The sequence below is a fragment of the Clostridium sp. 16K-1-R1 genome, from assembly GCF_023921145.1.
GTDB classification, from domain to species: Bacteria; Bacillota; Clostridia; order Clostridiales; family Clostridiaceae; genus Sarcina; species Sarcina perfringens.
This window is the reverse complement of the sequence record NZ_CP046515.1, coordinates 553,820-576,288: the sequence shown is the minus strand read 5'-3', so window position 1 is coordinate 576,288 and position 22,469 is coordinate 553,820. Positions and strand designations below refer to the sequence as shown.

Genomic DNA, 22,469 nt, shown 5'->3' with positions numbered 1-22,469 from the left:
TCACCTTTTTTTCATTAAAATTATATCCTTTCTAAATTTAATAAACTTAAAGGGCAATGAACTTATTAGCTCATTGCCCTATTATTTATAATTTTAATTGTTTAATATAACATCTGAATTGAAACTAGTTGAATTATTTAAATAAATTTTTAATTTTTCAATTCTCTTCTTATTTGTTTTACAAACTTGGAAAGAAAGATTGTCATATTCAATCATTTGATTTTCACTTTGCGGAATATTTCCTATTAAGTTAACAACAAAACCACCAATAGTCTCTATATTTTGACTTTCAAGATTTAGGTTTAAATAATCATTTAACTTATCTAATGTTAATAAACCATCAACTACATAGGTATTATTATCTATTTTATCTATATAGTTTTCTGAATCGTCATACTCATCTAATATATCACCCATAACTTCTTCAATTAAGTCTTCTATAGTAACAATTCCAGAAAAACCACCATATTCATCTATTATTACAGCCATATGTTGCTTACTATCTTGAAGCTCTTTAAATAAATCATCTATAGCTTTATTTTCAAGAACAAAGTAAGCTGGACGTATTAATTGATCTAATTTAATGTTATCTACTCCAACCTTTACAACGGCTTCAAAGAAGTCTTTTAAATAAAGTATTCCTACTATATTATCCCTAGTTTCATTATAAACAGGAACTCTTGAAAATTGCTCACTTATAAGTTTCTTAGCAATTGTTTCATTTGGAGTTGTTGATTTTATAGCAAAGACTTCTCCCCTAGGAGTCATAACTTCTTTAACAACTTTATGATCAAATTCAAATATATTATCTAACATATCCTTTTCAGTTTTATCGATTACACCACTCTCTTGTCCAATACTTATCATGGATTTTATTTCATCCTTAGATACAGTTTCTTTATCTTCAGACTTATTTAAACCTAATATTTTTATAAATAAGTTTGTTGAAGCTGAAAGAATCTTTACAAATGGTGTTGATATTTTAGAAATAACATTGATTGGTCTTATAGCCATTAAAGCAATTTCTTCTGGCTTTTGTAATGCAATTCTCTTTGGAAGTAATTCTCCAAAAACTAAAGTTATATAAGACAAAAGCACAGTTATAAGTATAACTGATATCTCATTACCATAAGGAATATTTAGCTTGTACATGAATTGCGCTAGAGTTTCTGAAATGCTAGTGGCTGCTGATGCACTGGCAAAAAATCCTGCAAATGTTATTCCTATTTGAATAGTAGATAAAAAGTTGCCAGGTGATTTTAAAACCTTTTTTAATAAAAGGGCTTTTTTGTTCCCTTTCTCTGCAAGCATCTTTATCTTAGATTTATTTACAGATACCATTGCCATCTCTGCAGCTGCAAAGAACGCATTAATTAAGATAAGAACTAATATTAGAATAATTTTTGGTAAAATACTGGGACTCGGGTCCATTCTTTAACTCCTCCTCTAAAAAAATGAATTTTCTTCTTTATCTTATAGATTAATTTGAAATAAAATGTCATATAAGATAACCAATTTTAGACCATAATACCACACTGGTACCTTTTATTCAATTATATAATATGCACAATTTAGCCTAAATTATACTAAATAAATAATTTAAGTCACTTATCTTATTTATTACATATATTTGAAAAATAATACTATAATATTTAACTTTTAAGCCCTTTTCTACATATGATAAAGAAGGCAAATTTAAGCTTTAATATTAAGTAAGGTGATTTATTGTGAAAGAAAATTTGAATCTTTTTAAATTTCTTTTTGGAACAACTATTCTTTTATGTTGTTGCAGTAAAGATATAATCTTAAATTCCATAAGATACACAAAAACAACTTTTAAAGCTAAAATTCACAAAAATAAATAAAATAAGTTTCTGTAAGATAAATATATTAACTAATAATTATTATTGATTTTTTTATACTATATAGTATAATTTAATTAAACGATATGAATAATTTATTGGGAGGTATGGATTATGAGTTTAGCAAAATTAATAGACGAAAAAAGAAAAGCTAAAGCTAGAGCTGAAAGAAATAAAAAAGCTAAAGTTGCTGTAACCGGAGCTGCCGTTGGTACATTAGCAGGAGTATTAGGTGGTTTACTATTTGCTCCTAAATCTGGAAAAGAAACAAGAAATGATATAAAAGAGGGTTCAAAAAAGGCTGCTCAAAAATTAAATGATAAAAGTGTTGAGTTAAAAGAAAATTTAAATACACAAGTTGCAAAAGGAAAAGAAAATATTTCTGATGCAAAAAGTAAAATAAAAGAATATCTTAATAGTAAGAAATGTAAAAACATTGAAGAGGCTGTAGAAGAAAACTTAAATGTTCCTGTTGAGGTTGCAGATGAAGCTACTTCTTTAGAAACTGAAGAAGTTAAAGAATCTAACTAATAATTATGTATATAGATTTAAATTTTATTTACCTATTATTAGCTTTATTAGGTTGTGTGGCTATTGTTTATTTGATACTAACATTAAACAAAGTTTTAAAGTTAGTATCAAATATAAATAGTCTTTTAGATCAAAATAAGGACAACCTTACTAAGACTATTAACGATTTACCTACAATAGCTAATAATGTGAATGATGCTTGTCAGAACATTAAGGATATATCTGATGTTGCAACTGAAACTACAGCTGACTTAATTGTTGCTAAAGAGAATATAGAATCTAATGTTGAAACAGTTAAAGAAATTGCTAAGATAATTAATCAAGTTTTCTTTAAAAAATAAAAAAACTCATTCCAATCTAAATCTTTTAAGATTTTTTTGGAATGAGTTTTTTTAATTATCATGATCTTTCAAACCCTAAATTCTCAAAAAGAACTATAGATTTATCATTATAAGCTTCTAAATTAATTCTAGTAGCTCCTTCTACATCATCAACCATTTTATATGCCTTTGATATAAGAAGTTTGCCTAAACCCTGCTCTTGATATTTAGGAAGAAGTGCTAAATATTTAATCTCTTGAACTCCCGCTTCCTCTGAAAGACTTGGAACAATCATTATAGTTCCAATTCTCTCTCCATTTTCATTTTCAAGAAATACGCAACGATTTTTAAAATTTCCTTTTAAGCTATTTTCCTCTTTAAAAATCATTCTAATTGCTAATTGATAATCTTTAAAAACACCTGCTGAATACTGAATATATGCCCAGTTGTTCTCATCACCAATTCTAAAATCAGTAAATCTATATCCATCAGGCAGGGAAGTACTATAAATTTTTTCTAGTTTATTCTTTGCTTCTGAAGACTTTTTACTATTTTCTTTACTCTCCATTTTCAATCCTCCCTATAAAGCTTTATATTAAGGTTTTAGCATATTCCTATTTCTCTTATAATTTTACCCAATAATTTCATTTTATTAGTTACAACAATATTATTTTATATAACTACTTATACTAAATTATAGAATTCTTTTTGTAATATTTCCAGTAACTTATTCTTCATTTCTCCCCATTAATGCTTATATTAGATATATATATCCAATATATCCACTAATAATGTATTAGATAAAAAATAAGCCATATTAAAACCCTTAAATAAAAGTTTTAATATGACTTTAATACTTTTCTATATCTTAAACTATTTTCGAAATTAATCTGAATCTATATTTAACTAAAAATCAAAATTCACCTAAAACATAGCCCAATATTTAATATAATGTTTTTCCTGTTGAATCAATATATGAATATGTTCCTTCCTTATCTACTAAAATAACATCCTTTGATATAACTCTTATATCATTATACTCTTCTTCTAAAATTACACTTCCGTCCTCTTTAAGTAAACCTTTTTTCCCCTCTTGATTCACAGAAACTATTAATCCACTTGAATAAACCTCTAAGGCTGAGTAGTCTTTCTTTTCAAGATTTTTAATTTCTTCACCCTTAGTATTTATAACAGACATATATTTTGATTCTCCATCTAATATATCAACTACTGCTAAGCCACTATCACTAAATCCATTTATAGATACTTTATTCTCAAAGTTTATCTTAGTTTCTACTTCTTTCCCATCTTTATCAATTATTATATGCTTATTATCTTTTCTAGCAAAAGCAACCCCATTATTCATTGCTGTTACTCCATCAAAGTCTGGCATTATTGCCCAAGATCCCTCTTTATTTAAAAATCCTATCCCAGACTCATCTAATCTTGCTGGAGCTACCCCCTCATTCATAGAGCCAACATAGAAATATTCTATTGGCACTATAATTTCTCCTTTTTCATTAAGTGCTCCACAAAGATTACCCTTTGATACAGGAATGAATCCCTCATTTATTTCTCCTATTGATGTGTATTCACAAGGGATTATCTCATTTCCCTCAGCATTTAAAAGACCATACATTTTATTCTTTTTAACTAATATATATCCCTCTCCAATATCCTTTATAATTTCATCATATCTTCCTGGTTCTACAATAACTTCACCCTTAGTATTTAGTATTCCAGTAGTTTTTAAAGTCTTACCAGATTGAGCTAAGCTTTCAATTGCTTCTGTAGTATTTTCATTAGTTAAAATCTCATTGGCTAACTTTTCATATCTTATAAGATTATTATTTAAAGGTGATAATACCCCATCTTCTTTTTCTACTAAGGTCTTACCCTTCTGGTTTATTATCTTGTAAGTATTTCCCTCCTTAACTCCAGCTATTCCATAAGAAAACTCACTACCTTTATCAAATTTAAAACCTATAGATTTTTTTCCCTTTTTATCTATATAAGCAACTTTTCCTTCATATCCTTTTTCCATAAATATTTCTCCATCTTCAGTGACTCCAAACATACCTGGTTTAGAATTGCTTAAAGATATTGAAGATTTATCTTCTGTTATAATATAAAGTTCATTATCTGAATCTTCCTTTGCACTACTTGTACCACATCCTGTTAATACTGAGGTGCATAATATGGTAGCCATAGCCATGAAGCAAATATTTTTTAGTCTCATACTAAAATCCCCCTTTAAATATCTACTTATTATTAATTAAACACTCTCTTTAATTTTCCTCTCAAAATATCACAGAATATATTTTATGTAAAGTTATACTTATAAACATATTTTCTTCTTTCTTTTGCTCCAAACATATATCCGTGATTATTTATTAAAAAGTTTAATGTAAGATGATTAAAAGTTTTAAAAGAATCAATATTGCATATATGCCCACAATTTTTTATTACAACAATATCTTCTTCTGGTACAAACTTTTTTATAGTAGGAAGAAAAACATGGTCTTGATCTCCCATAATAAAGATTTTCTTTACATTATTTTTTACATACTTATAATTCTCTAAATGTTCCCTCATAAGCTCAACCCATCTAAAACATTCATTTTTATCTAACTTTTCAGCAGCCTTTAAAAATATATTTCTTGAAAGCTTATGATTTTTACATGGCATTGACATATAAGCTACAATTTTATAAAATATTTCCCTTGGAATAATATTCTTTGTAACTAAGGCTAAATTCAAGAAAAATTTAGACTTTAAGTTCATACCTACAATTCCTCCCCCTAATATCATAGAAGAAACTCTATTAGGGAAATATTTTTCAAATTGCATTCCAACTATAGTACCAAGGGATATACCTAATACGTTTACTTTTTCTATATTTAACTTATCTAATATCTCTACAATATCTTCACAAATATATTTAAAAGATATTTCACCTTTAGTTTTTTTCATATTTTTCAAAGTGTAATTTTGTGAATTTCCATGGCCATGAAGGTCTACTAAAAGTAAGTTATAATTTTCTGACAGTACATCTATTTGCTTTTTAAATATATTTAAATTTCCACCTATTCCATGAAGCATCAGAATCCATTCTTTATCTTTATGGAGATATTTATTATTTACTACTTTATAATATAGCATTTATATTGCACTCCTTAATACTCTGATTTAAAAACTTTCACATTCATCTTATGAGTTAATAGCTTACTCTCTTTAGCAGAAAAATTTTAAGTCATATATTTTTAGGGGTATCAAAATAAAGTTTTATTTATTATTTTGATACATTCCCTTTTAAAGCTATTTTAAATTACGTCTAATTATGTTTCTTAAATTCTATCACCTTTTCATGCACTATATTCTACTGTCTATGGATATTTGAATAAAATTTTACACAGCATTAACATTGTTTAAACCTAAGCAATATTACCTTATTGTAATCAAGGTTATTTCTGGTCTATTCATAATTCTCATTTTAAAAAAATCATTTCCAAGCCCTCTACTTAAAATCATAGATGAATCTTTTTCTATGAAAATCCCCTTTTTTCTCTCCATTAAGTTATTAAATATATATCTATTTATGGCTCTAGTATATCCTGAAAAAGTAATGTCACTTCCCCACTTTACATAGGCCTCAAAATTTATTACATCATTTGCTAGCACAATATTAAATTCACTTCTATTAGGACTTCCTAATTTATTTACTACATCTTCTTTTGAAAATATCTTTTCCTTCTTAAATCCTTCTTTAAGAGAAAAAGACTTTATTTCATCCTCTATGTAAATTCCATAAATATTTAACTTATCTTCCTTTTTTATAAGTGAAACCTTACTATTATTTAAAAGTATCACCCCTATATCCACTAACCCCTTTAAATAATCTCTATATTTTTCATACTTTTTCCCAATTAAATTTTTGCATCCTTCTATAGAATAATAAATTGGATAAAAGCTCCTTAAATTTTTGCATAGTTCTAAAAAAACAAAATCCTTATCTAAGGATGAAGTTAACATATTCCCAGTTGTAACAATAATATCTGGTTTTAAAGAATTTATTTTTTCTATAAGCCTATAATTTTCACTTCCAAAGGTTTTTCCATATAAATTATTTAAATGTAAAATCTTAAATCCTCTAAAGGAATTAGGAGTTTTTCTAGTAAATAATTCATATTCATTTATAAAAATACTATTATTTTCATAGACTAAATAAGTGGTAGCAGCAATTCCTAAAATTGAAGTTATCTTTGCCAAATCTGAAATCTCATTCATATGAATACTAATCCTTTAAATTTTTGCTCTTATATTTTATATATGAATATAAAAATATAATTAAAACCCCTCAATTTATTTACTTTTATTTCTTTTATTTCCAAATATTGGTTTTTATGGTATGATTATCTTAAGATAGGAGGTGTCCTTGTTGCAAATTTAGTTAAATTTAATGAAATATAGTACCTAAGGCAACATAATATATTTATGAATTTATTATCTGAAAGCAATATATCTACATTAAATAAAAAATCACACTTAAAAATAAAAAATTTAATACTCTTTTCTGTAATAGTTTTTTTATGCTCTTATTTTTTAACCAATTACCTAATTTTCAAAGCTTATATTCCTACTGGTTCTATGAGACCTACAATAATGGAAGAAGATGAAGTAATTGTGAGTAAAATTTACACTAGTATAAATAGAGGGGATATCTTTGTATTCAGTCATGAATCCTCCGAAGAATTGCTTATAAAAAGAGTTGTTGGTCTTCCTGGCGAAAAAGTTGAAGTAAAAGATGGGCTTTTATATGTAAATGATGTTTTTATTGATGAACCTTATGTGAAAAATAACGAATCAATGAATAAAACTTTTTATGTTCCTGAAGGAAACTACCTATTTTTTGGTGATAATAGAGCAAGATCAGAAGATGCAAGAAGATGGGAAAATCCCTATGTTCCTAAAAAAAATTTAGATGGGAAAGCTCTTTTTACTGTATACCCTAAAGACAGAATTGGATTTTTAAAATAAATCTCTATTTTAAGCTATTGTTGATTTTCAATTAATAAACTTAGTTAAAAATCAACAATAACTTAAAACATCTCTAAAACTTTAATCTTACTTTTCATTTATAAAAACAATAGTCATATAAATTGCATATATGCTTAAAACCAGCATTAATGCAGTAAATACTGACATTAGCATTTTCATCCAATATATATAAGATGAATTTTTCTCTAAGTTTTCATTTACTCCCTCTTTTATCTGTTTAACACATTGATTTACTTCTATTTTTTCATCTTCATTAAGTTTCGCTCCATTTTTTTCATTATTTTTGGATAAAACATATTTTTCAACTTCAGGCAAAACTTCTTCTATGTTATATCCCTTAGTATTTGCTAAAACATCTAAAGTCATCATTTCTTCTGGAGTTAAAGAATTATATTTATAATAAATATTAGGAACTCCTGTTAAATTCTTTTCCTTAATATAGTCTCTATATACCTTCCCTCTTTTAACAACCTTAGAATTTATATCCCAACTTGAATTTAAATAATAAAGATCATAAACTCTAAAAGTTATAGGTACCAATATTAAAATTAATAAAAATATTTTTGCTAGTATGCCAAACTTTTCATTCACCATAATAAAGCCTCCATTAATTTTCAATATATAACAAAAAGTCCTATAAGCTAAGGGATACTTATAGGACAAATGCATATATATATGAAATATAGGGAAATTAGGTTTATGCTTTAACCTGTTAATATTATATTAACATACTGTTACTTATTATTCAAGTATTTTTTCAAAAATTAAACATTTTTTGATTCTAATTCCTATAAATAAAGGAAGTTTTTTTATTTAAGCTTTCTTTTCTATATTTCACAAGTGAACTACTCTCCACTTATAGAAGTGGGAGCTTCCTGGTCAATATACCCAACGGTACAAGTTTTCTCAAGCTAACCCCGTCGTACCAACGTTTTATACAAAACTAATATATGACTTTAATATAGAAGATTATATGTTAGTTTATGTGAGGACTTTGGAATCCTTCTCTCTTTACAGAATGTTTTTTTGCTGTTCTATTATGATTTTTTCCTTCTTCGCTAGTTATTGGAGTTTGAAAGTTACATTTCTCCATTCTTGCTACCTTATTATCTGGTTGACTATCCTTTGGCATAAATATATTCCTCCTTAGTTAGTTAAATTCAATTTTATTTTTCTCATAAAAAGAAAATATTATTATGGTAAATAATGAAATAACACTAATATAAATATTCTCTTTTAAATTATAAAATTAAATTTTTTATGTATAATAAGTTTTTTATCTTTAAATTATTAGTATAATATCTTCATAAAAATCTACAAAATAATTAATGTTTAAGTAGAATATATTTTTCAAACAAATTTTATTTTAAACTATATTTATCTTTATAAAATATATCAGAAGAATCCTTATATACTCCAATTACTAATACTTCATCAAATCTTTTTAATTCCATTGCCTCCTGAGCTTCCATATCTAAATTTTCTCCTTCTTCACATAAGTAAGCTATGGCATAAGCTTCTCTATCATTAAAGTTAACAGTGTCTATTATAACTGGGAATTTAACTATGTCCTCTCCTATTAACATATCTACTGACCTAAAGGCATCAGAAATATCCTTAGCACTTTCACCTCTATCTCTAGCCATATTTATAAACCAATTTTCATATTCCTCTATGGTCTTCTTTGGAACTTCAAAATCTTTTAAGGTTTTATCATTATGAAAATAAGTTTTTAAATCTTCTTTCTTTATTTTCGTATTACTATTTCTAAACTGTTTATACTTATCTTTCGATTGTATTGTTATATCTCTTTTCTCATTTTCTTCAACTTCAATTTCATTATCAATAAAATTTATGGCAATTTCATTTCCTTGTGCTCCACAAGCTATTAAGTTACATACTAAGATTATATTTATTAAAATTAGGCTTACCTTTTTCATAAATTCACCTCAGTATATTTTTACCTTTTTACCCAAACTCTATTCAAATAAAAAAACTCAAAAGAAAAAGCTTTAAAAATAATAAAAAGCTGTATAAAAACAACTATAAAACTTATAAATATATTCCGAGAATTACTGAATTTCGCTAAGAATTTATAGCAATTACTCCGAAGATTTTACTAAAGCGAAAAACTCCCTTCGGTCAAACAGTTTCGCTTCTTAACGTAAAATCTTCTACGTAATAGCTTAAATTCTAAAGCTTATTCAGATATTCTCTTCATACTATTTATAAGTTTTAATGTAAGTTATTTTTTATACAGCTTATTAAAATCTATAAATATATATTTAACTTAATTAGAGGATTATTAAGAGTAATAAAATTTTATATTTTAAACAACACTGGAGATAGTATTAAAGAGTATAACTCTTTAAAATAACCACTAATTAAGTTAAAACAAGCAAATTTATTATTTTTTATTTATAACTTTCTCATAGATAAAGTGTGAGAATAATGAGTTTGACCATGCAAACCAATCTCTTGTAAACTTAGTAGGGTCATCTACATGGAAACCTTCATGCATGTATCCAGTCCCTGCATCAGTTTCTTTTAATAATTTAATTAACTGATCTATTTCCTCTTGATTATTTGTTGTTAACCCTTGCATTGATAAAGCTATGTGCCAAATATACTGATCTGGAGTATGTGGACTTCCAATTCCTTTAGCAGCTTTTCCTTCAAAGAAGAATCTATTATTTTCACTTAATATAAACTTTCTAGTATTTTGGTAAACTTCATCTTCAATTCCTTTGTACTCTAAATAAGGAATTGATAAAAGGCTTGGTACGTTAGCATCATCCATGAAGTTATAGTTACCCATGCCATCAGTTTCATATGCATAAACTTCTCCAAATCCTTCTTTATAGACTTTTCCATGTTTTTCTATAGCATTATCTATTTCTTCTCTTAAACTATCAGCTTTTTCTTTAAGCTCTTCATCCTTATAAACCTTCTCTGCAATTTCTGAAATATATCTTAAGGCAACTACAGCGAACATGTTTGCTGGAATTAAGTATCCATATTCACACGCATCATCACTTGGTCTAAATCCTGACCATGTCATTCCTGTGTAAGTAACTGGAGTTCCTAACCCTTCATGGCTTAAAGTGTCAGTTACTGAACAATTTAATCTTTGGAAGCTATAATCTGATTTTTCCCTATGATATTGCTCCACTCTCCAAAGATCTATTATCATGTTGAAAGCTTTTTTAATATCATCATTAAAGAAAGTTTCATCGCCAGATTCTTTCCAATACTTATGTATTAATCTAACTGGATAACATAGTGAATCTATTTCATACTTTCTTTCCCAAACCCAAGGACTATCCTTAGTTATATCATTGTCCCATTTTTGTCCATTAGGCTCTTTATTAAAGGCATTTGCATATGGATCTATGAATATACATTTTATTTGTCTATTTATTAATCCAGTAAAAATAGCCTTTAATTCTGGATATTCCTTAACAAATGGTAAGTAATGCTCTACTTGAGAAGTGGAATCTCTAAGCCACATTGCAGGAATATCACCAGTAATTACAAAGGCATCTCCCTCTGAAACCTCTACAGTTGTATCCATTGTATTTATAAAGCAATTATAAAATAATTCTTGTAACTTCTTGTCCTCTATTTTAGCTGATAAATCTTTACCAATTTTTCTTACAATCTCTTTTAATTCGTTAGTTGATAAACTCATTTTCTTTACCCCCAAGTTCAAGTATTTATTATTTAGTTATTTCCTAAATTAAAACTAAATTTTAATTTAATGTGCTTCTTAAGTTATAATTAAAAACTAAGTAACTTTTTAATCAACACTAATTAAAAACTAAATTTATTTAAATTCTATGCTTTACTATTTAACTAAAAGTTGACTTAATTTTATAGAATTCCTAAGCAACTTCAGATACATTGTATACCATTTCATCTTTGTAATAAATATACTTTTTTAAAGTTCTTTATGTTTCTAAAATTTATCACTTAAATCTAGAAACTAGACAAGTTCAGAATAAACAACTTATAAATAAAACTTATAAATAAATTTCGAGAATTACTGAATTTCGCTAAGAATTTATAGCAATTACTCCGAAGATTTTACTAAAGCGAAAAACTCCCTTCGGTCAAACAGTTTCGCTTCTTAACGTAAAATCTTCTACGTAATAGCTTAAATTCTAAAGCTTATTCAGATATTCTCTTCATACTATTTATAAGTTTTATACACATCAGTTTAAAAAATATGTTTTTTGTATAAAACTATATTATAATTAAAATATAAATATTTTATATAAAACTATTGAAAGGAGTAATTGAAAATTATGTATAGAACATTATTAAATCCGCAAATAGACTTTGTATTTAAAAAGATATTTGGTACTGAAAAAAACAAGCCTATATTGATTAATTTTTTAAATGCAGTAATAAAGCCAACAACTCCAATAAAAGATGTAGAAATTAAAAATAACGATATAGATAAAGATTTTTTAGAAGATAAATTTAGTAGATTAGATGTAAAAGCTACAACTAGCAATAAGGAACATATAAATATTGAAATTCAAGTAAAAAATGAATATAACATGATACAAAGAACTTTATACTACTGGAGCAAAATGTACTCAGAACAAATACAAAATAGGGACAACTATAGCAAATTAGAAAGAACTGTTTGTATAAATATATTAAATTTTAAATACTTAAAGAATGATAAGTATCATAATGCATATAGACTAAAAGAAATAACTTCAAATGAAGAACTTACAGATCTTCAAGAAATACATTTCATTGAATTACCTAAGTTTAATGAAATAGGTAATAAAGAAAATGTTGATATTGAAAAAATGGATGCCTTAGAAAAATGGTTAGAGTTCTTAGTTGAACCAGAAAGTAATACTGTAAGGCAGCTAGAACTGAGTAATGAAGAAATTAAACTAGCAAAATCTGAACTATATAGACTTAGTATGGATAGTAAAGAAAGAGAACAATATAATATGCGTGAAAAAGCTATATATGATAGAATATCTGCCTTAGAAAGTTCAAAAGAAGAAGGTAAATTAGAAGAAAAATTAGAAGTAGCTAAAAAACTTTTAATTGCCAATGTAGATATTGATATTATAAATTCATCAACAGGATTAAGTAAAGATGAACTATTAAAGATTAAAAATAGTCTTAAATAAAAAGTAAAGAAAATTATTCATATTCTAATTCAATATAAATTACTAATAAATATTCATAAAAAACAGTAGATAGTTTTGTGTAAAAACAAAACTATCTACTATGCTAAATATTTTAAGTCTCATATTTAATTCTTACGCTCTAATATTCTTAAGTAAAATTATAACTTTTTAGCTATTAAGAACTTTATTTTTATTCCTTGTTTTGAGAACATTTCTTCATGCTCTGTTACTACATTATATTCATATCCACTATTATGTAGATCACGAGTTATGTAAGTTATCTCAAAATTACACTCTTTAAAATACTCTAAAGATTCTTCAAAAAGCTCATCATCATCAGTTTTAAAATGAATTTCTCCGCCATCAACTAGGAAATCTCTATATTTTGTTAACTGTCTTGTGTGAGTTAATCTTCTCTTCTTGTGTCTATCTTTAGGCCATGGATTACAGAAGTTTATATAAATTCTTTCTATCTTGTCATTGCTATCTAATATAGTATCTATTAAAGCAATCTCTTGAGGCATTAATTTAACATTATCTAAGGCTTTATTTTTCTCCTCATATGCTTTTTCTATATTTCTTTTAGCTAAAACAAGAACTTCATCTTTTATGTCTATTGCTATATAGTTTATATTTGGATTGTCAGAACCATGTACAGCCATAAATGTTCCTTTTCCACATCCTAATTCTAAATATATTGGGTTTTCTGTATTTTTAAAAGTATTTTTCCAATTACCTTTATTCTCTTTTGGATTAGCTACAAAGAAGTCACATGCTTCTAATTCTGGTCTAGCCCAAGGCTTTCTTCTCATTCTCATCTTAAAATCCACTCCATCCTTTAGTTTCAGAATTATTATACAGATTTATATGAAGTATATCAACCTTAGGCTTTTCCTAACCTTCTAAAATTTATATATAATCCCTAATTACCTCTTAAAATAATCTTTCATCTAAAAAAATCAACAAACCTTTAAACAAAAGTCTATTATAAAAATTATATAATTTTAAAGAACTCCTTTGGAATATAATTTATGAACTGACTTATTTCATTTCTATGTCCATATTTCCCTTGAGAATTATAAGTTATTACTAACCTTTTCTTTGCACGAGTTATTGCCACATAAAATACTCTTTTTTCTTCTGCTAAATTTCCTTCTTTAATAGACATATAAGAAGGAAATGTGTTATTTTGAATCCCTGTTAAAAATACAGTATCAAACTCTAAGCCCTTTGCTTGATGCACAGTTATTATTGGTATCCTAGGCTTTTTAGTTCTATTTATTATTAAAGATTCTAACTCTCCATTAGAAAGACCTGTTATTCTTATAATATCTAACAAGGCATCTCTATTACCTTTACTCTTATCATCTAAATCTCTAAATAAAGCATATAAATCTCTTAATCTATTTAACTTTTCTTTATTTTCATCTCCAGCATACATACTCTTAATATTAAAGCCATTCATTACACAGGCAACTAATTCGTAAGGTCTTTTGCTTTCTGCTATTTGAAAAAGCTCATTTAATTTTTTGCTAATAGCCGTAAATGCTTTTAGATGTTTTGACATTAAAGCCATTCTTTCCATTGAAGTTTCCCTTATCTTTTCATTTATTGCCCTAACTAGAAGCTCACCTGTAGCAATAATATCATCCATAGCATCATGGCTTGGCTTATGTTTAGTATCATAAACCTTACTTAGATTTTCTAACTTATAATTTATATTTCCAGGATAAAATCTTCTATATATATCTAAAGTATCATAAAAAGTTTTAAACTTAGGCTTTCCTAAATTACTTCTTTCAAGCTCACTGCATAGGATATTTATATCATATTGAACATTGTGACCTACTATTATAGAATCCTTAGAATACTCCACAAATTCTTTTAAAACTTTTTCTTTGTCTTCTCCAATTCTTTGAAGCATTTCATCTGAAAAACCATGAACATAATAAGAATCCTTAACTGATTTCTTATTCTTTAGAAACTTTTCAAACTTATCTACTACTTCTCCCTTCTTATTTAATTTTATGGCTGCTATTTGAATTATCTCATCCTCTGTAACATCAACCCCTGTACTTTCCACATCAAAAACTATTATATTCTCTTTTTCAAACTCATTTATTAGTAGAGAAAATTTTTCTCCATATTTTAATACAAGAGGATCTATATAATCTGCTAATCTTATGCCAACCTCTTTGTACTTATAAGATTCTATAGTCTCTAAGGTTCTCATACCAATTCCTGTTGGAAGTCTATTAACTATTCTCTTTAAACTTAAAGAATCATATCTATTAGCTATTAATTTTAAAAAGGCTAATATATCTTTAACTTCTTGTCTCCTAAAAAACTTAAATTGATCTACAAGTATAAACTCAAAATCTGCTCCCTCATATCCACCGATTTGATAAAGCTCTTCACTAAGTCCTATATTATAGTTATTATCCCTTGTAAGAACACATACTCTTTTTAAATCTTCACCCTTTTCACATAGCTTATTTACATAATCAAAGATAAACCTAGCCTCTTCTCTTAATCCTCTAGTTTCCTTTAATAATATTTTCTCACCATCTTCTTTTGATTCTGCTAAAATACCATCTTTATACATAGTAGAAACTTTACTAGAAAAAGCATTGTTCAAAAATTCTAAGGAAGCTTTATTTAAATTTTTGGTTGCCCTATAATTCTTAGAAAAAACAATTTCTACAGGATTATATTTTTCTTTAAATTTATTAAAAATTATTTCTGGATCAGATCCACGCCAACTATATATGGTTTGAAAGAAATCTCCACATATAAGAACATTGTTTCCTTCAAAAATCTTCTCAATTATTGAATACTCTATAATGCTTGTATCTTGAACCTCATCTATATTTATATACTTAAATTTATTTTTAAGAGCCCTAACAACTTTTTCATCCTTAAATAATTCCTTAGTAAGTATTATTAAATCATTAAAGTCTAAAGCATGGTCCTCTCTAAGCTTAGAATCATATAGTGTTACTAATTCATGGCCATGAAATTTAATATAATTTTTAAGATTTAAATTTAAGTTTCCTTTGTTAGTACAAACTTGATTTATTTTTTCTTCTCTAAATTTAAAAATTTCATCAATTACAGTTTTATATTCATCTAAAACTCTATCCTCTAAAGTTTCTATTCTTGCTCTTTCAACCTTTATAAAATCAATAACCTTTTGAATTTGCATATTAGTAGCCATTAAATTGCTTGTAGCATAGTAATAACTTAATTTACTTATAACTTCCCTACAATCATCTTCATCAAATATTGTGAAATCTGAAAAAATATCTGTATTTCTCTTTGCATAAGTTCTAACTACATCAAAACAAAAGCTATGAAAAGTTCTTATGGTTATATCCTTCGCCTCTCCCCCAACTATTTTCATTACCCTATCACTCATCTCTTTACATGCCTTATTAGTAAAAGTGATACATAAAATTTCTGAAGGCTTTGAATTTTCATTTTTTATTATGGAAGTGACTCTCTCTGCTAAGGTATTAGTTTTTCCTGTTCCAGCAGAGGCAAGCAAAATAATATTATTTTTTTGTTCATTTACAACCTTTTGTTGCTCTTCATTTAAATTAATCATAATAGCCTTCCTTTCCATATAAAATTAGCTAAAAATTTTATTTATATATTATTAATTTTAAAATAAAAATCTTTATAAATAAAATTATATTCTTACATATAAAAAGGTTAGTTTATATTTATTATAGGCATAATTATGTATTTATTAAAATCTATGAACAATTGTTATATTTGATATATTTTTAAAAATGTAATAATCCCAAAAATTTCACAACAAATTTTATAAAATGTAAAACCATAATAAAATAAAAAAAAGGCGTGTATCAAAATAATTTTTTATAAAACTTACAAACATTATGAAGAGAATATCTAGATGAGCTTTAGAATTTAAATTATTACGTAGAAAATATCACGTTAAAAAGCTGAGACTGTTAATTCCTTAGGAATACAATCTCACAAAGTTCGATTGCATAAGTTCAATACTCCAAATTGAAAATTTGGACTTTCACTTAAGTTTCGAAGCTTTAGTGATATTTTCGAAGTAATGATTATAAATTCTTAGCGAAATCTAGTAATTCTCGGAATATGTTTGTAAGTTTTATTATATTTTGATACAACCCCTTTTTTATTATGAATTAAGCTTTGCTACTTCAAGCTCCTTTTCTCCTACACTTTCTTTTTTCTTAGAATAAACTAATTTATAAAGGACAATTCCACAAATTAATCCTATTACGCAAAGTGCTATCATTGATAAGAATATAAGATTATATCCCTTTATTCCTGGATGTGAATCAAGAAGTCCTCCATAGTAAGAGTTTATAAACATATCTGGTACATATCCTATAAATGAAACTATACCAGCTGCAATACCTGTATATTCTCTTGGAACTCTAACTTCATCAAGTGGTGCAAAGAACACACCCTTCATTCCAAGTAAAATTATTGATAAGATTAACATATTAATAAGCACAGGTATTATAAATGCACTTTTTCCTGGCATAAATACATATACTAAAGTGAATATTATTGATAAAGTAAGTCCTATTATCATAAATTTAATAGTTGAATGCATTTTATCTGCAATAACCCCTGATATAGGTGGAGCAAGCATCATAATTACATAACTTCTGATTATTCCTATAAATGCTCCTAAGGCTACTGACATACCAAATATTTCAGTTACATAAGGTGTTAAGAATGCAAGTCCTGAAAATGCTGCATAAGTTGTAAATACTAAGGCTGCTACTAACCAAACTTCTGGCATTTTTACAACCTTCTTTATACCATGAACAATATCTCCTCTTGTTTGTTTATTTATTTCCTTTTCTTCTTTAGAATCATCTAATAAGAAATAAGCTATAATTCCAATAACTATAAGTGCTACTGAGTAAAATATTATTATTGATCTAATTCCTAATAAACCTTCTCCAAGTTTTGCAAGCATTCCTAAAGCTATAAATGAAACAACTGTAGAAGCTGCTCCTCTACCCCCTTCTAAAATACCAAATAACTTACCTTGCTCTGAACTATCTCCAAGCATTCTGACAGCCTTAACCATAGTTGGCCAAAATGTAAATACTGTTGTTATTGCCCAAGCTCCATTTATGATTAAACATACTGTGTATGATGGTATTGTTGCATACCAAAATCCTAAAAGCCCTGTGGCTATAAGAGAAAATGGAACTAATATCTTATAAGAAAATTTATCTGCTATAACTCCACCAGGTATATATAGTAAAAAGTTAACTATTCCATACATACTTGTTAAAAAACCCATTTGAAAATTTGTTAAATGAAAAGCTTGTTGCATTGGTATATAAAAAACCTCTCTTAAATAAGGTAATCTATAAATAATTCCTCCACCAGCACACAAAACTAAAAGAGTAATCCATTTTTTAGCGTTATTATTTTTCATCCCTTTCTACCCCCTCTTTTGTTATTTCATCTACCATAGTTAAAATTTTATTTCTTAAATCTCTATAAAAAATAAATTATTAAACCCTTATTATATTTATTTATTTTTACTTTCTAAAACTTCTTTTAAAATATTAGGATAATTGGTTATTATCATATCAACGTTTAAATCTATCATTTTTTCCATATCTTTTTTCTCATTTACTGTGTACACATTTACTTGTTGAAAATCTTCATGGGCATCCCTAACTATTTCTTCTGTTATACTATTAAATTCAGGATGAAGTGCTGAAGAACCAACTACCTTACAATAATTATGTGGTTCAAAAATACAATCCCAATAAAGTATTCCTGTTTTTATATTTTTATTAAGTCTTATACATTTTCTTATTGAATAGTGATCAAAGGATGATATTATAACTCTATCCTCAAATCCATAATTCTCTATTTCTTTATATACCTTTTCTTCTAAACCTTCATAATGTATTATGCTATTTTTAAGCTCTATATTTATAAGTTTGTTATTATCCTTCATAAAATCAAAAAACTCTTTTAATGTAGGTATTTTTTCTCCCTTAAATTCATCAGAAAATTTTATTCCAGCATCTAAGTTACATAATTGTTCATAAGTAAAGTCCTTTACATACCCACTTCCATTAGTTGTTCTATCAACTTCTTCATCATGAATTACAACTGGAACTCCATCCCTTGTAAGATGAACATCCATTTCTATACCATCACAGTCTGCTTCTATTGCCTTCCTAAAAGCTATCATAGTATTTTCTGGATACAATCCACTTAATCCTCTGTGTGCTACGTTTAATATTTTTTTCATAGTTATTCCTCCTATACTTTTTCGATTATTACTGGAATTATATTTGAAGTTTATAGTTCCCTAAAAATAAATAAAGCTCAACCTAAATAATTTTAAGTTGAACTTTCTCTCAACATCTCTTAGTCTAACTTAATTTTGTCTTAAATGTTTAGTTACAATTTCATTATAACAGTTATGAAAACATTTACTAAAAATTCAAATTTATTTATATGTTAAAAAAAGGTACTATTTTCTTAAAATTTTACCTCTGAAATTATGTATGATTTTTAAATAATAAAAAATCTTTGTATTTTTTATTAAAATTTGTATTTTTAATACAAATTTTCAAAGAAAACTCATTATTATAAGGACATAAAATAAATTTTATGAATTAGAAATATTATTTTATCTTTCTTTAATTTCTAAAGTATTATAGTAATTTTTTTCTTTCCCATAAAAATTATTCTAAAAAAATAAAAAGTTTCTCTTAAAAACAAAAATAGTACAAGTAACTTTTATTACTTGTACTATCTTTCTTAAAACTATTTTCTAATACAATATTATATAGTTAAAACAGAATTAACAGAAATAATTTAATTTATATTTTCCAACAAAATATTATATTATTATACTAAAATCCAAATTTTACTTTCCACAATTAAAATTTTAAATCACTTTACATAGCTTCTATTTCTAATCCAAAATGATCTGATACAACTTCTTTATTTTTTCCATTAAATATAACCCTACTATCATAAACTTTTGTATTCTTATTAGTAAAAATTATATCTATTCTTAGTTCTCCAGTGTTATCTTCCCATCCAGCTATATTTTTATTAACTGTAACACCAGAATCCTTATTTTCCGCTAAATCATAAGTATCAATTAACCCATTACTCTTAAGAAAATCATATCCTTCATTCTTTAAAAAGGCATTATTATTGAAATCCCCCATAAAGAAGGCTCTATTTTTGCTTTCCTTAGCATGTGCAAGTAAGTTTTCAACCTGAAATGTGAAGCTTTCCTCTTTATCATGCCACCATCCCATGTGACAAGAATAAAAATCTATATTTTCATTTTTAATATCTATTGTTGCTTTTACTATTTTTCTTGATCTCCAAAAAGTTTTAGAGTGACTTTTTGATATATAAAAGCTTTCACTATTTACTATTTTATGCTTAGTTAATATGCACAAACCTTCCTCATATATATCGTATCCAATATGAGAGTAATCCCAAACTAGGTGGTATTCTTCTCCACCTAGTTTCTTTATTTCTTCAATTAATACTAATCCATAATTATCTTCTTTTAAATTTCCTTCTTTAACACTAGCCTTAATACTTTGGCTAGCCTCTTGAAGAGCTATAACATCATATTTCTCTTCAACTATTGTTTTTGCTAAGTATTTTATTTTGTATAATTGTTCTTCCTCTAGCCAAGAATGACAGTTTAAAGTAAGTAATTTCATTTTTAATCTCCTAAATACCTAAGATATCTTGAATATCTGATTTTAACACATCTGCTTTAGGACCATATATAGCTTGAACCCCTTTATCTTTAACTATAAGACCTAAGGCTTTATTATCTTTCCAAGCTTTTTCATCTCCAACATTTTCAATCTCTTTAACAGTAACACGAAGACGAGTCATACAAGCGTCTACATCTACTATGTTTTCTTTTCCACCTAGTAATTCAATAGCTTTAACTGCTAACTCATCCATTGAAGCCTTGCTATTTGATGAAGGTTTATTTGCATTTTCATCTTCATTATCAATATAGTTACCCATACGTCCTGGTGTAGCTATTTTGAATTTCTTAATTAGGAAGCTAAATACAAAGTAATTTAAGAAGAAGAATACTACTGCAACTATTATAAAGTTTATTAAATCCTTAGTTAAGCCTGCATTTATCATAAGTGGTGAACGAGTTACAAGCTCTATGAATCCAAAAGCATGAACCCTTAAGTTTATTATATCAGCTATGGCAAATCCTAAACCTGCAATTACTGCATAAACTACATATAATATTGGTGAAATAAACATAAACATAAATTCAATTGGTTCAGTTACACCAGTTAAGAATACTGCTATGGCTGCTGAGAAAAATACTGATTTATATTTTTTCTTCTTATCTGGATCAACATTTTTATACATAGCTAATGCTACCCCTATTAATGAAGCACTTGAAAGTATTACTTGTCCAGCTTTGAAACGAGCAGGTACCACTGACCCTATAAGTTGATTGTATGAGGTTATATCTCCTGCTTGCTTAAAGTTATTTAAATCAGTTATCCAAGCAAGCCATAATGGATCTTGTCCTGCAACTACTTGTCCTGCTGTTGGACCTGTAAGTATATGATAAACTCCACCAAGCTCTGTATAGTTTACTGGAACTGTAAGCATATGGTGTAATCCAAATGGTAATAATAAACGCTCTAATGTACCATATAAGAATGGTGCTATTATTGGAGCTGTATCCTTAGATGTAGCTATCCATTGACCAAAAGTATTTAATCCGTATTGTACAAATGGCCATACAAAAGAAAGTATTATTGCTGAAATTGTTGAGCCTATTATAACCATGAAAGGTACAAAACGTTTACCATTGAAGAATGCTAATGCATTAGGTAATTTATTATAATTATAGTACTTATTATATAATGCTGCTCCTAAGAACCCTGAAATAATACCAACAAATACACCCATATTAAGTGCTGGAGCACCTAACACTGAAACAAAGTAATCTTTAACTAAAAGTGTTTGCCCTGTAAAGGATTGAACTGTAGCAGTTGAGTCACCAGCTAACATAGCATTGCTTACGCTAAATATTACACCAGTGATTCTATTAATAAGAACAAATGCTATGGTACCTGCAAAAGCTCCCCCAGCACGTTCTTTAGCCCAAGATCCTCCTATTGCAACGGCAAATAGTAAGTTTAGGTTACCAATTATTGCCCAACCTATATCCTCCATAACTCTCGCTATAGTTTTTATGAAATCTACATCAATGTAAATTCCCATTACTTTACCTATTGAAATCATAAGTCCGGCAGCAGGCATTACAGCAACAACTACTAATAATGCCTTACCAAACTTTTGCCAGAAATCAAAAGACCCTAATTTAAACTTCTTCATTCTCAAAATCCCTCCATTTATTATTCTTATAATATTCATTCCAAGGTTATTGGTTATATAAACTCCAAATATTAAATTTTTTCTTTATATAGATCTAGCTAAAATACAAAACTAAAAATCAATCTTAA

General features: G+C 26.8%; 19 protein-coding genes. 4 read left to right on the top strand and 15 right to left on the bottom strand.

Annotation, left to right across the window (positions count from 1 at the left end; all coding sequences use genetic code 11):
- Nucleotides 1-93: 93 nt before the first annotated feature.
- Nucleotides 94-1,431: a hemolysin family protein gene (locus GOM42_RS02510; protein WP_057230679.1), complete on the bottom strand. Its 1,338-nt coding sequence runs from the start codon at nucleotides 1,429-1,431 to the stop codon at nucleotides 94-96.
- A gap of 545 nt (nucleotides 1,432-1,976) precedes the next feature.
- Here GOM42_RS02510 and GOM42_RS02505 point away from each other — a divergent pair.
- A complete protein-coding gene (locus GOM42_RS02505; RefSeq protein ID WP_003449994.1) occupies nucleotides 1,977-2,393 on the top strand; it encodes a YtxH domain-containing protein in 417 nt (138 codons plus the stop codon).
- Between the two features lie 71 nt (nucleotides 2,394-2,464).
- Nucleotides 2,465-2,734, top strand: coding sequence for a hypothetical protein (locus tag GOM42_RS02500; RefSeq protein WP_003455310.1), 270 nt, complete (start codon nucleotides 2,465-2,467; stop codon nucleotides 2,732-2,734).
- 58 nt (nucleotides 2,735-2,792) lie between these two features.
- Here the strand turns inward: GOM42_RS02500 and GOM42_RS02495 are convergent, their stop codons facing one another.
- The 4 genes from GOM42_RS02495 to GOM42_RS02480 form a co-directional block, all read right to left on the bottom strand.
- On the bottom strand, nucleotides 2,793-3,281 hold the full coding sequence (locus tag GOM42_RS02495; protein ID WP_003455413.1) for a GNAT family N-acetyltransferase: 489 nt from the start codon (nucleotides 3,279-3,281) through the stop codon (nucleotides 2,793-2,795).
- A gap of 375 nt (nucleotides 3,282-3,656) precedes the next feature.
- Nucleotides 3,657-4,952, bottom strand: coding sequence for a WG repeat-containing protein (locus GOM42_RS02490; RefSeq protein ID WP_057230677.1), 1,296 nt, complete (start codon nucleotides 4,950-4,952; stop codon nucleotides 3,657-3,659).
- 83 nt (nucleotides 4,953-5,035) lie between these two features.
- Nucleotides 5,036-5,875, bottom strand: coding sequence for an alpha/beta fold hydrolase (locus GOM42_RS02485; protein ID WP_057230674.1), 840 nt, complete (start codon nucleotides 5,873-5,875; stop codon nucleotides 5,036-5,038).
- A 282-nt stretch (nucleotides 5,876-6,157) separates the two neighbouring features.
- Complete coding sequence (locus GOM42_RS02480) at nucleotides 6,158-7,000, bottom strand: hypothetical protein (RefSeq protein ID WP_057230673.1); 843 nt, start codon at nucleotides 6,998-7,000, stop codon at nucleotides 6,158-6,160.
- 207 nt (nucleotides 7,001-7,207) lie between these two features.
- Here GOM42_RS02480 and lepB point away from each other — a divergent pair, with 207 nt between their 5' ends.
- Nucleotides 7,208-7,750, top strand: a complete 543-nt coding sequence (gene lepB, locus GOM42_RS02475) for a signal peptidase I (RefSeq protein ID WP_057230671.1) — start codon at nucleotides 7,208-7,210, stop codon at nucleotides 7,748-7,750.
- Nucleotides 7,751-7,837: 87 nt separating this feature from the next.
- Here the strand turns inward: lepB and GOM42_RS02470 are convergent, their stop codons facing one another.
- From GOM42_RS02470 to GOM42_RS02455, 4 genes are all read right to left on the bottom strand, one after another.
- A complete protein-coding gene (locus GOM42_RS02470; protein ID WP_057230669.1) occupies nucleotides 7,838-8,365 on the bottom strand; it encodes a hypothetical protein in 528 nt (175 codons plus the stop codon).
- Between the two features lie 382 nt (nucleotides 8,366-8,747).
- Nucleotides 8,748-8,903, bottom strand: coding sequence for a hypothetical protein (locus GOM42_RS02465; RefSeq protein WP_003450198.1), 156 nt, complete (start codon nucleotides 8,901-8,903; stop codon nucleotides 8,748-8,750).
- Nucleotides 8,904-9,132: 229 nt separating this feature from the next.
- The gene (locus GOM42_RS02460; RefSeq protein WP_003455233.1) at nucleotides 9,133-9,711 is read right to left on the bottom strand and encodes a hypothetical protein; all 579 of its coding nucleotides are present in this window, start codon (nucleotides 9,709-9,711) and stop codon (nucleotides 9,133-9,135) included.
- Between the two features lie 467 nt (nucleotides 9,712-10,178).
- Nucleotides 10,179-11,462 carry a glycoside hydrolase family 125 protein gene (locus GOM42_RS02455; protein ID WP_057230667.1) on the bottom strand — a complete coding sequence of 428 codons (1,284 nt, stop codon included), beginning with the start codon at nucleotides 11,460-11,462 and terminating at the stop codon, nucleotides 10,179-10,181.
- 613 nt (nucleotides 11,463-12,075) lie between these two features.
- Between GOM42_RS02455 and GOM42_RS02450 the strand changes: the two genes are divergently transcribed.
- On the top strand, nucleotides 12,076-12,933 hold the full coding sequence (locus GOM42_RS02450) for an Rpn family recombination-promoting nuclease/putative transposase (protein WP_174208574.1): 858 nt from the start codon (nucleotides 12,076-12,078) through the stop codon (nucleotides 12,931-12,933).
- Between the two features lie 158 nt (nucleotides 12,934-13,091).
- Here GOM42_RS02450 and trmB read toward each other — a convergent pair whose 3' ends face one another.
- From trmB to GOM42_RS02420, 6 genes are all read right to left on the bottom strand, one after another.
- Nucleotides 13,092-13,751: a tRNA (guanosine(46)-N7)-methyltransferase TrmB gene (gene trmB / locus GOM42_RS02445; RefSeq protein WP_004457615.1), complete on the bottom strand. Its 660-nt coding sequence runs from the start codon at nucleotides 13,749-13,751 to the stop codon at nucleotides 13,092-13,094.
- A 176-nt stretch (nucleotides 13,752-13,927) separates the two neighbouring features.
- Nucleotides 13,928-16,540, bottom strand: coding sequence for a 3'-5' exonuclease (locus GOM42_RS02440; protein WP_057230665.1), 2,613 nt, complete (start codon nucleotides 16,538-16,540; stop codon nucleotides 13,928-13,930).
- 567 nt (nucleotides 16,541-17,107) lie between these two features.
- Entirely contained in the window at nucleotides 17,108-18,394 is a 1,287-nt protein-coding gene (locus GOM42_RS02435) for an MFS transporter (protein ID WP_011009800.1), read from the bottom strand.
- A 96-nt stretch (nucleotides 18,395-18,490) separates the two neighbouring features.
- The gene (locus GOM42_RS02430; protein ID WP_011009799.1) at nucleotides 18,491-19,228 is read right to left on the bottom strand and encodes a glycerophosphodiester phosphodiesterase; all 738 of its coding nucleotides are present in this window, start codon (nucleotides 19,226-19,228) and stop codon (nucleotides 18,491-18,493) included.
- Nucleotides 19,229-19,883: 655 nt separating this feature from the next.
- Complete coding sequence (locus GOM42_RS02425) at nucleotides 19,884-20,675, bottom strand: endonuclease/exonuclease/phosphatase family protein (protein WP_057230663.1); 792 nt, start codon at nucleotides 20,673-20,675, stop codon at nucleotides 19,884-19,886.
- Nucleotides 20,676-20,685: 10 nt separating this feature from the next.
- Entirely contained in the window at nucleotides 20,686-22,341 is a 1,656-nt protein-coding gene (locus GOM42_RS02420) for a PTS transporter subunit IIBC (RefSeq protein ID WP_252597692.1), read from the bottom strand.
- Nucleotides 22,342-22,469: the final 128 nt, after the last annotated feature.